Source organism: Oceanobacillus sp. MO10714A (assembly GCF_037072045.1).
In the GTDB taxonomy this organism is placed as follows: Bacteria; Bacillota; Bacilli; order Bacillales; family Amphibacillaceae; genus Oceanobacillus; species Oceanobacillus indicireducens.
Genome location: NZ_JAXHDC010000070.1, coordinates 1 through 10,934, shown reverse-complemented (window position 1 = coordinate 10,934; position 10,934 = coordinate 1). Strand labels below are relative to the sequence as shown.

10 protein-coding genes, 3 pseudogenes and 1 riboswitch are annotated in these 10,934 nt (G+C 37.9%); of the genes and pseudogenes, 12 read left to right on the top strand and 1 reads right to left on the bottom strand.

The features are described from left to right. The first annotated feature begins 72 nt into the window (after positions 1 to 72). A complete protein-coding gene (locus tag SPD53_RS18665; RefSeq protein WP_188859769.1) occupies positions 73 to 741 on the top strand; it encodes an HAD family hydrolase in 669 nt (222 codons plus the stop codon). Between the two features lie 716 nt (positions 742 to 1,457). Here SPD53_RS18665 and SPD53_RS18660 read toward each other — a convergent pair. Then, positions 1,458 to 1,739: a hypothetical protein gene (locus tag SPD53_RS18660; protein WP_188859767.1), complete on the bottom strand. Its 282-nt coding sequence runs from the start codon at positions 1,737 to 1,739 to the stop codon at positions 1,458 to 1,460. A 510-nt stretch (positions 1,740 to 2,249) separates the two neighbouring features. Here SPD53_RS18660 and SPD53_RS19980 point away from each other — a divergent pair. From SPD53_RS19980 to SPD53_RS18615, 11 genes and pseudogenes are all read left to right on the top strand, one after another. Beyond that, positions 2,250 to 2,423, top strand: a pseudogene (locus SPD53_RS19980) (hypothetical protein); the annotation flags it as partial. Next, positions 2,401 to 2,505, top strand: a pseudogene (locus SPD53_RS19975) (DUF7686 domain-containing protein); the annotation flags it as partial. The pseudogenes SPD53_RS19980 and SPD53_RS19975, both read left to right, overlap by 23 nt. Next, complete coding sequence (locus SPD53_RS18655) at positions 2,494 to 2,727, top strand: DUF7713 domain-containing protein (protein WP_442946242.1); 234 nt, start codon at positions 2,494 to 2,496, stop codon at positions 2,725 to 2,727. The pseudogene SPD53_RS19975 and the gene SPD53_RS18655, both read left to right, overlap by 12 nt. A gap of 362 nt (positions 2,728 to 3,089) precedes the next feature. Beyond that, positions 3,090 to 3,281, top strand: coding sequence for a hypothetical protein (locus tag SPD53_RS18650; RefSeq protein ID WP_188859763.1), 192 nt, complete (start codon positions 3,090 to 3,092; stop codon positions 3,279 to 3,281). Continuing rightward, entirely contained in the window at positions 3,281 to 3,871 is a 591-nt protein-coding gene (locus SPD53_RS18645; protein ID WP_188859761.1) for a zeta toxin family protein, read from the top strand. The genes SPD53_RS18650 and SPD53_RS18645 overlap by 1 nt, the downstream gene beginning before the upstream one ends. 2 nt (positions 3,872 to 3,873) lie before the next feature. Then, positions 3,874 to 3,981: riboswitch (SAM riboswitch) on the top strand. Positions 3,982 to 4,319: 338 nt separating this feature from the next. After that, positions 4,320 to 6,254, top strand: coding sequence for a PTS system trehalose-specific EIIBC component (gene treP / locus SPD53_RS18640; RefSeq protein WP_336253446.1), 1,935 nt, complete (start codon positions 4,320 to 4,322; stop codon positions 6,252 to 6,254). 139 nt (positions 6,255 to 6,393) lie between these two features. Further along, entirely contained in the window at positions 6,394 to 8,055 is a 1,662-nt protein-coding gene (gene treC, locus SPD53_RS18635) for an alpha,alpha-phosphotrehalase (RefSeq protein ID WP_336253445.1), read from the top strand. A gap of 6 nt (positions 8,056 to 8,061) precedes the next feature. After that, entirely contained in the window at positions 8,062 to 8,775 is a 714-nt protein-coding gene (treR, locus tag SPD53_RS18630; protein WP_336253444.1) for a trehalose operon repressor, read from the top strand. A 139-nt stretch (positions 8,776 to 8,914) separates the two neighbouring features. Then, complete coding sequence (locus SPD53_RS18625) at positions 8,915 to 9,505, top strand: hypothetical protein (protein WP_336253447.1); 591 nt, start codon at positions 8,915 to 8,917, stop codon at positions 9,503 to 9,505. 290 nt (positions 9,506 to 9,795) lie between these two features. Then, positions 9,796 to 10,467: pseudogene (locus tag SPD53_RS18620) on the top strand (family 1 glycosylhydrolase); the annotation flags it as partial. A 31-nt stretch (positions 10,468 to 10,498) separates the two neighbouring features. Then, the coding region (locus SPD53_RS18615; RefSeq protein ID WP_336253443.1) for a PRD domain-containing protein at positions 10,499 to 10,934 on the top strand (436 nt) is incomplete at its 3' end.

The window sequence follows — 10,934 nt, the reverse complement described above, 5'->3', positions numbered from 1 at the left end:
CGCATTAAAAAGCATGTTGCTTTGAGAATAGCTTGAAATTATAATAGAGTTACAAAATGAGAGGGGTTATGTATGATAAAAGGTATAATATTTGATTTTGACGGATTGATTTTTGATACTGAAACCCATCATTACAATGTATTAAATGATATATTTATTGAACATGGCAGCACATTGCCACTTACGAAATGGCAAGAGCAAATCGGTACTCAAACCGATTTTTCACCATATGTTTATTTAGAAAAACAACTTAAACTAAAATTAGATCATAATGCTCTACAAGATACATTTGAAGAAAAATTACATGCTAAATTGTCTACAGAAAAAGCGAGAGCGGGTGTGGAGAATTACTTACAATCAGCAAACGAGCTTGGCTTAAAAATAGGTTTAGCCTCAAGTTCAAACTACGACTGGGTATCTACTCACCTAAAAAATCTAAATTTATTCGACTATTTTCACTGCATTAAAACTTCAGATGATGTTGAAACAGTCAAACCTGACCCTTCATTATATTTAGAAGCGGCAAAATGCCTGCAATTAGATGTACAAGAATGTTTAGTCTTTGAGGATTCAGCAAATGGTTCATTAGCTGCAAAAAGTGCTGGAATGTCATGCGTCATCGTACCAAATGAAGTAACAGAAGCGATGGATTTCTGTGAGGTTGATTATCGAATAAGTTCCATGTCTGAGATTAGTCTAGAAGATGTAATCGAGATTGTGGAGAGGGCTAATTCTAAATAGTTGTTTATAGTTGGTCTGGGTTAGATGCTGAGGTATTTGACCGTTTACGTATTTTTAAGGAATTCGATGTATTTAAAACAAAGGTAGATATGAGTATAATTCTTGGATGCCAAATAAGCTTGGTTGTCGTATAATGGTCATAATAAGCACTCCTTCAGTCTTTTTATGGTTTTATTGGTCTATTACCATTATACAAGATTTGGGGAGGTGCTTCTTTTTTGGTTTCTTGAATCTTTCTAATCGGTATTCCGATATTGCCTTGAGGGCTGATCCAATAATCTAGTATTCGGTACTTAAAATAAGTTAATTGATTGGGGGAAGGAGAATGGGAGTTTTGGAAAAATGATTGATTCCTCAGTCGCTCGTATAAACTTTTATTTGGCGGAGTGTTTGAAGGGGAACATATCGGATTTGTTTTTGCTTTTCAAGTATTACCAACTATTATCTTTGTTGCCTCTTCTATTTTGCTTCTATATTATTTAGGCATATGCAATTTTTGTCAACTACTCAGGCGGGACTTTCTCAAAGTTATTAATAAATGAGTAAAGCTCTACTTTATTGGATATGGAGTAGAGCTTATTTTGATTGGCATAGCGCTCTATTCTAAAAAATGAACTGCTGTTAGAAAAAATGGATTGTAGTGGAAACTCATTCTGGCTCATTGATGGGCCATGTGGACAGTAGTTAGCGGTCGTAAAATAAAATGAGATAATAACTTATTTAATTCTTTTCAGTTCCGCTTCCTGATCAATTGAACGTCTAGAAAGAACGTCAACTGTAAGATCTAACTTCTTCAGCTTATTCCGAATATCTGTTATTCCCTCAGCATTCTCTATGACTTGGTCTGAAACGCTCTTAATTTTCCGTTCCAAAGATTTAATATCCTCTTTTGTTGCCATCTTCGCTTCCATAGACTCCATTATCGTTTCCATCGCTGTAATTCTCTCGTTCACAGATTTCAGTTCATTAAGAATTAATTCGATTCCTTTTTCCGTCATTGGTTTTTCTCCTCATTTTAGAAGTCTTTAATCCTGTTCTATCGACGCACATGTAACATCTAGTGTTACCATCAAATTAAAACTAGTATACAATAAAATATATCTTTCTTTTGTTTATCCTATATACAGGATAAACAATATTTTTACCATTATCAAGAACGAGTGTTCATATTATTTTATGCAATTAAAGTCCATTATTCCATTTATTTTCATATATAAGTGTGTGTTCAACAAGGAGGATGAAAAAGACCGAGGTCGGTTAAGACTGAAACGTCCTGTTGCAACATCGACACTAGTACGTCCTGTGCGCCCGAAGTTCGAGGCGGCGAAGCTCTCGGCACCGGAATGTACACTCGTAGGTACATGAGGAGCGAAAAAATGAGCCAACGAGCTTCCACAGGAGGTGGTGAGTTCTACGTTGTCCACAGGACGTGGACGGTTGTAGTAGAACCTCCTCTTTTGTGAAGTGTCCTTTTCACCGGACTTTTTGAACAACCTCTATAATGGAACACAGAATTGCTTTGTTGGAATTGTTATAATGAAAGACTTGCAAAAAAGTTGGGAGTCAGTTTGAAAGACACTCCCGCATCCATATCTATTCCTGATCAAGAGGGAGAGTTACGACATATCAATATAGAAAAAAGTTGCATCCGATGGAGATTCGTATGGAACTGCAGAAGATAATGAATACGGCTATAAATTTGAAGTGGATAACGAATTAGATTGTGACCAGCATTTGTTGTTTGAAAGATTGGTGAAAAAAGTGGAACGTGCGCTGGAAGCTATCTATATAAAAGAGGGGACATTTCCAAATGGGCAGTATTATCAAACGATGCGTGGAGATTTGTTGGTAGGCAGAATAGAAAGCAGTGAAAATAGTTGGGATATTCCAGTTTTGGTCATTGATGATAAAGCCTTTTCCTGGGATGAAGTAGGAAAAATATTGATGAGTAACGAAGGTTTTCTGTTTTCGAATGGGTGTTTTTGATATGACGGATGATATGGATTGATGAATCAATGGTGGGTGCAATCTCTATTTTAAGAATTGCACGCATACCCAAACTTTCTAATTGGGTACCATAAGAAAAAGAGAGCATATTATAAAACATAGGCTCTCTTCCTTTATATTTATTGAACTAAAAAACGTTCCATTTCTTGTTTATTTAATTCCTCAGGAGTAACCCCTATTTCTTAGGGAATTGGTGTCTACCCCAATATTGAATAGAAGGAGACCGAAACTGATAATAACTTTAATCCCCTTTAATCAAAACATCAATCCCCCCTGCATTTCAACTAAATTATTAACTTATTCGTTAATCTGATATAATTTATATAAAGGTGGTGCTATTAATGTTAGAACAAAGCAATGAACCTAAAAGAAAATATGAATGGTTAAGCAAATGGGCTAAAATGACCGGTGAACGGGCTAGAATTGATGCAAAAGCTAATAACACATATATCGTATATGAAAGAGACGGAAAACTTGTAAAGGAATTCCCTGATGGTGATATTGTTCCGTTAAACAGTGACGGTGAAGATTAATGCATAGCCACAAACCAATATTCTTTGTATTTGCGGGCAATAACGGAAGTGGTAAAAGTACGTTGCGCAGCTTAATTATTGATAAAATTGGGGTTGATATCAATATTGATCCAGACGCTATCGCTCGACGAATTGACCCTGAGAATCCCGAGAGAAACAGATTTTCTGCCGGTAAGGAAGTCATTAGATCTGTAAATAAGTATATTGACGAAGGTAAAGAGTTTTCAATTGAAACAACCCTAGCTGGGAAAAATGCCATTAAACAAATGCAAAAAGCTAAAGAAATGGGATATGAAATAACGATGTTTTATATTGCGCTAGGTGATGTCCAGCAAAACATTGAAAGGGTCGCAATGAGAGTAAAGAACGGTGGTCATCACATTCCAACTGAAGATATTATCAGAAGGAATAAGACCTCGTTTAAACATCTTTATGAATACGCATATATAATTGATAACTTGATTTTAATTGATAACAGTGAGGATGATGGGGAGATTGTGCTAGAAGTAAATAATGGATTTGTTACTTTCGAAGCAATAGACCTACCTCAATGGTCACTTCCAGTTAAAGAATTATTTAGAAAGAATTAAAAATCTTATCGAGAGAGGTGGAGGGACTGACCCTTTGAAGCCTCAGCAACCAGCAATTTTTTGTATGGTGCTAATTTCAGAAGAATACCTGTGTATTCTAAAGATGAGTTAAGCGTATTGGCATATAATACATCTTTGCCCTTCTCTCATTTTTGATGGGGAGAGGGCTTTTTATGTGGAGGAAATGAAAAAATTTAGCTTTAAAGCCAAGCAAAGCGAGTAGAATAATTATATGGGGAGCACCCCATTAAATTCCAATAGTAAGCACTTGCGAAGCCTGTATATACAAGTTAAACTATAGATAGATGTTACATGTATATACAAGTACTCTCCGGCATTCGTTATAGCGGAACATCTTATATCGCCTTCACCTCACTATTGTTAGGGGGTTAGTGTTGCGAGCATTGGGTAAATAGAATAATAGAGATATGAATAGGAGTGAATAACAATGGCTTTACAGGGGAATGAAAAAGAAATCATTATTGCACCACTAAGTGGAAAAGTTACACCGCTTGCAAATGTTCCGGACCCGACATTTTCTGGAAAAATGATGGGAGATGGGCTGGCAATTGAACCGACAGATGGTAAAGTTGTTTCTCCAGTAAACGGAGAAGTAGTCGTCACTTTTCCAACAAAACATGCGATTGGTTTAAAAACAAAATCTGGAATTGAATTGCTGATTCATGTAGGTTTGGAAACAGTTCACCTGGATGGGGAAGGTTTTGAAGTACATGTTGAACAAGGAGAGCAGGTAAAAGTTGGCGATCCCTTGATTACATTTGATTTGCAGCTAATAAAAGAAAGAGCAGCAAGCCATATTACACCGATTATCATCACGACTGGAGATTTGGTGAAGAGTTACGGGAAAACGAGTGACAGCACGGTTATTGCGGGAGAATCCAACTTACTGGAGCTTACACTACAAGGTGCAAGTGAAACAAATGTAAATACCGTTGAACCGATAGATGGAACGAAACAGGATCCGGAATACAAGGAAACGGCAAAAGAAATTGTTAAAGCAGTAGGGGGGCTAGAAAACATTCATGCTGCAACCCACTGTGTAACAAGATTGCGTTTTGCCCTAGATAATGAAGATGTGGTAGACAAAGAAGCACTTGAAGATTTAGATATTGTCAAAGGAACTTTTTCAACAAATGGTCAATATCAAATCGTAATTGGGCAAGGGACCGTTGATAAGGTATTCCAAGCCATGATCCGAGAAACCGGCTTAAAAGAAGCATCCAAAGAAGAAGTGAAGGCTGCCAGTGGGAAGAAGCTCAATCCGTTACAGCGCGGCATTAAAGTGTTGGCAGATATTTTTATTCCGATTTTGCCAGCGATTGTAACTGCTGGTTTGTTGCTTGGGTTAAATAACATTTTAGTCAATCCGATTTTCACCGATCAATCGATTATTGAGATGTTTCCTTCCTGGGCTGGTTTGGCAGATATGATTAACGTTATCGCTGTTACAGCATTTACGTTCTTGCCAGCTTTGATCGGCTGGTCTGCAGTGAAGCGGTTTGGAGGTAATCCATTATTAGGTATTGTTCTCGGGTTGATTCTCGTTCATCCAGCATTAATGCCCGCGAGTGATTATGCCATCGCTGCTGCGAAAGGTGAAGCACCAACATGGAACTTATTTGGGTTAGACGTGAATATGATGGGGTATCAAGGACAAGTACTGCCTGTTCTCGTTGCTGCATGGGTTCTAGCAAGCATTGAAAAATGGTTGAAGAAGCGCGTCATTGATTCATTGCAATTATTAGTCGTTGCACCAATCGCCCTGCTTCTAACAGGTTTCTTATCTTTTATTATTATCGGGCCGGTTACGTTTACGATTGGTAACTGGATTACATCCGGATTAATAGCTATATTTGATGCTGCACCATTGCTTGGCGGTCTCATCTATGGGGCAGTGTATGCACCGCTTGTTATTACGGGAATGCACCACACTTTTCTTGCGGTTGACTTACAATTGATTGGAAGTACGGGAACGACCTTCCTGTGGCCAATTCTAGCACTATCTAATATCGCTCAAGGATCCGCCGTTTTTGCAATGTTCTTAGCAGCAAAAAATGAAAAACTGAAAGGATTAGCAGGTACTTCCGGAATTTCCGCTTGGTTAGGTGTGACAGAACCAGCCATGTTCGGTGTTAATTTACAGTATCGTTATCCGTTCATTGCAGCTATAATCGGAACGGCCATTGCAGGTGCTTTCATCACGGTTGGAGGTGTACAAGCTTCTTCAGTTGGTGTCGGAGGTATCCCGGCTTTCTTATCCATCGCAAATAGCATGGGTACATTTTTCCTTGGCATGCTAATCGTTATTATTGTTCCATTTATCATTACACTTGTTATTGCAAAACGGAAACTAAAAAAATAGAATTGTGATGAGATTATTCGTGTTCGAAACGTTTTAACATTAAGAGGCTTCGGGAACAAGGGGATTGCTTAGGCAGTCTTCATGTTACCGATGACTTTTCAATTTTCACCTAAAAAACAACAGGAAAGGGGTCTTCAACATGAGTGAGGCATGGTGGAAAAGATCCACAGTATATCAAATTTATCCGAAAAGCTTTTATGATACAACAGGGACGGGAACCGGAGACATCCAAGGTATTACCCGCAAGCTGGACTATATTAAAAAGCTTGGGGCGGACATCATTTGGCTGACTCCAGTTTATAAATCCCCTCAAAACGACAACGGCTATGATATTAGTGATTATTATGCGATCGATCCTTCCTATGGGACGATGGAAGATTTCGAGGAATTACTTTCAGAGACACATCAGCGCGATATGAAACTGATTATGGATCTCGTTGTGAACCATACCTCGACAGAACATGAGTGGTTTCAACAGGCGGCTTCATCAAAGGATAATCCGTTCCGCAACTTCTATATTTGGGAGGACGGAGAAAACGGTGGACTTCCGAATAATTGGCAGTCCAAATTCGGTGGTCCGTCATGGGAATGGGATGAAAAAACAGAGCAATATTATTTGCATTTATTCGACGTGACACAGGCTGATTTAAACTGGGAAAATGAAGGTTTACGTGAGAAGATTTTTGAGATGATGCGCTTTTGGGCAGAGAAGGGGATTGATGGCTTCCGTTTGGATGTTATTAACCTTATTTCCAAACATCAAGATTTTCCAGATGATCATATCGGTGACGGACGCAGATTTTATACGGACGGTCCGAGAGTCCATGAGTATTTGCATGCCATGAACCGGAACGTTTTCTCGAAGTATGATATGCTCACAGTAGGAGAAATGTCATCAACGAATTTGGAAAGCTGCTTACTTTACACGCAGCCGAAACGTGAGGAATTATCCATGACTTTCCAGTTCCATCATTTAAAAGTCGATTATCTGAATGGGGAGAAATGGACAAAAGCGCCGTTCGACTTTTTGGAGTTAAAACAAATCCTCTCCGATTGGCAAGTTGGTATGCATGAAGGGGGCGGCTGGAATGCCCTGTTCATATGCAACCATGATCAACCACGCTCCGTTTCCCGTTTTGGTGACGACGTAAAATACCATAAAGAATCCGCTAAAATGCTTGCAACAACCCTTCATATGATGAAAGGTACGCCGTATATTTATCAAGGGGAAGAAATCGGTATGACAAACCCCAATTTTTCTAAGATTGAAGAATACCGCGATGTCGAGTCACTAAATGCGTATAAAAACTTACAAAAAGAAGGAAAAACAGAAGAAGAAATCATCGGTATTCTGCAGCAAAAATCCCGTGATAATGGACGAACACCAATGCAATGGTCGGCAAGAGAACAGGCAGGTTTTACAACTGGCACTCCTTGGATAGATGTAGCGGATAATTATCCAGAAATTAATACAGAAAATGCGCTGGAAGATCCGTCGTCTATTTTTTATCATTATCAGAAATTGATCGCGTTAAGGAAAAAGTACGATTGTCTTACAAATGGGGATTACCAACTTCTATTGGATAAAGACCCGCAAATTTTTGCCTATACAAGAGATTGGAATGGAGAAAGAATCCTTGTTGTCAGTAATTTCTACGGGAAAGACGCGACCGTTGATTTGCAGTTGGAAAAGGCTAAAGGCGTCCCGGAAGTTTTACTATCCAACTATGAGGATTCTCCGCTAAACCTGGAACGATTACAATTACGACCATATGAGTCGATTGTTTATTATTGGAAGTGATGAACATTGCTGAAGAAATATTTAATGATATACAACGATTTGGTTAGGAAAATCGAGGAAAATGGATGGGCGATTGGAGACCTGTTGCCGTCGGAAAATGAGTTATCTGCAGAATATGAAACGTCCCGTGAAACCATTCGTAAGTCACTGGATCTTTTATCACAAAATGGCTATATTCAGAAAATCCAAGGAAAAGGATCCGTTGTGATTGATCGAAATAAATTTTCCTTCCCAGTTTCCGGAATTCAAAGTTATTCCGAACTGACGGAGAAATTAAAATTAAACAGCAGAACCAACGTGCACACCCTTGAGCGTCTGAAACCGGAGGATCAAACGGCTAAATTTTTAAAGACTGACTCGACGGAATCGATTTGGAATGTTATTCGTACCCGGGAAATCGACGGGGAGAGAGTTATACTCGATAAAGATTATTTCAATGAAAAATACGTGCCGATGTTATCGAAGGAAATTTGCCAGACTTCGATCTATGACTATATTGAGAACAAATTAAATTTTGTCATCGGTTTTGCAAAGAAAGAAATTGTGGTTGAAACACCAACAAAAGAAGACTACGAACTCTTAGACTTAGAAGGCTTCACAAATGTGGTTGTCATCCGAAGTCAGGTCCATTTAGAGGATACAAGCCTATTTCAATTCACAGAGTCCAGGCACCGACCAGATAAGTTCCGATTTGTGGATTTTGCAAGAAGGGTGAATTAGGGGTAGGTTTGAAATAAGTATTATGTTGTATAATACTGCTAATGTGTAGGAAGTTTTTTGAAATAGCGGCACAGCGTTTTTAGTTTCTTTCGTTGTGCTGCTTTTTGAGTATTATGGAGAAGTGGGTTATTTGATGTAAATGGAAAAAGAGAAAATGTTTAAAGATCTGATTAAACGCCTCCATGAGGATATTGCTTTTAAACTAAATTGTGGATTCCTCGTATCGGATGCCGTTCCGTCAATCTCTTGCTCTCGGCTTGTGACAATATTCTGGAGTGCGACATACTGGAGAAACATGATTGCTGGTAGTATGTCAGGAATTGCAGTTTTCAGTTTATTTGATGCAGGTCTAGTGGCAGGACCTAGTCCGGGTTCTATCTTTTCTTATCTTGCATTAACACCAAGGGGTAATTTCTTAGGGATCATTCTAGGTGTACTCGTTGCTGCTGTTGTTTCTTTCATCATTACATCTCTTATATTGAAATTTGATAAAAAAGGTGAAGATGAAGAGGACCTTGAGGGTTCAATTGAAAGGTCAAAATCTATGAAATCTGAAGGCAAACAAGTTCTAGGCAATGTTAATCATAACGATACTGACAATATCTCTGACAAGAAAATTAACAAAATCTCATTTGTTTGCGATGCAGGGGCCGGTAGTAGCGCCTTGGGTGCAACGACTTTCAGAAAAAGACTCAAGAAAGCCGATATTGCCTTAAACATTATAGAATAGAAGACGCCCCGCAGGATTCAGATATAATTGTTGTTCATAAGGATTTATTATACAGAGCGCGAATGGCTCACAATGATAAAACAATCATTTCCATTGAAAACTATATTGATGATCCTAGTCTTGTTAAATTAGTTGATGAACTAAAAAATGATTAGATGTTAAATTAAAACTGCAGTACTTGCAGCATGATTGTAAGTACTGCAGTTTATCACCTTTTTTAAGTAAGCAGCGATAATTATACCACTTTGGATTATTGTATCTATTAATTAAAATTGGTATGGAGTACATCTGTGGAACTTAGTCTCAAAAAGAATTTAATTAATTATTTTAGTTCAGATGTCCAAGTCTTCGGGGAATATCCAAAGATGATAGAAAAAATGTTTGAGCGGAAAAATATTTATATTAAAATGGGACCGGAAGATCGGGATATCCTACGAAAACATACGGTTGATTTTGTTTCTTTCAGCTACTATATGTCATTAACTGAATCTGCAAATGAAGAGCTAAAGAGAACTTCGGCTAATACTATAACAGGGGCAAAAAATCCTTATTTGCCTTCAACAGATTGGGGATGGCAGATTGATCCGATTGGCTTAAAGATTTCATTAATCGAATTATATGATCGTTATAAGAAGTCTCTCCTCATAGTAGAAAATGGAATGGGCGCAGTTGATAAAGTAGAAAATGATGGGTCTATCCATGATGACTACCGTATTAATTATTTAAGGGAGCACTTTAAACAAATGAAGGAGGCCGTTGAAGAAGGGGTAGATCTCTTCGGGTATCTCAGTTGGGGGCCGATAGACTTAATCAGTGTTTCTACAAATCAAATGTCTAAAAGATACGGATATATTTATGTAGACCAAGATGATGAAGGAAACGGTACACTTAATCGAAGCCGAAAAGATTCCTTCTACTGGTATAAAAAAGTAATTGAAAGCAATGGAGAAGATCTGGAGTAAAAGACCAATTCGTATATAGGAGAGGTATACGGTGTTTAAAATTAAAAAAGTTTTAAATTCAAGCGTAGTCCTGGCAGAAAACGAACATGAAAAGGAACATATTTTACTTGGTAAAGGGATTGGTTATGGGCAAAAATCAGGTAATATCATTAAGGAACACCAAGCTGACCAAATGTTCATACCAATCGAAAATACCAAAGTGAAAGAGTTTCTTGGGTTATTGGATGCCATTCCACCTCTATTTATAGACTTGACTCAGCAAATAGTCAACCATGCTGAGAAAAAATTGAACACAAAGTTAAATTCGAGTATCTATTTCACTTTAATGGACCATTTAAATTTTGCGGTTGAGAGATATAATAAAGGTATTAATATCACTAACCGAGTCTATTGGGAAATTAAAAATTACTACCCCGAAGAATTTGATATTGGAGAATATGCTTTAAAGATAATGAATGACAAATTTG

Coding starts and splice junctions, on each gene's coding strand:
- SPD53_RS18645 (WP_188859761.1), top strand. CDS start 3,281: ATGCATAGCCACAAACCAATATTCTTTGTATTTGCGGGCAATAACGGA.
- SPD53_RS18650 (WP_188859763.1), top strand. CDS start 3,090: ATGTTAGAACAAAGCAATGAACCTAAAAGAAAATATGAATGGTTAAGC.
- treP (WP_336253446.1), top strand. CDS start 4,320: ATGGCTTTACAGGGGAATGAAAAAGAAATCATTATTGCACCACTAAGT.
- SPD53_RS18660 (WP_188859767.1), bottom strand. CDS start 1,739: ATGACGGAAAAAGGAATCGAATTAATTCTTAATGAACTGAAATCTGTG.
- SPD53_RS18665 (WP_188859769.1), top strand. CDS start 73: ATGATAAAAGGTATAATATTTGATTTTGACGGATTGATTTTTGATACT.
- treC (WP_336253445.1), top strand. CDS start 6,394: ATGAGTGAGGCATGGTGGAAAAGATCCACAGTATATCAAATTTATCCG.
- SPD53_RS18625 (WP_336253447.1), top strand. CDS start 8,915: ATGGAAAAAGAGAAAATGTTTAAAGATCTGATTAAACGCCTCCATGAG.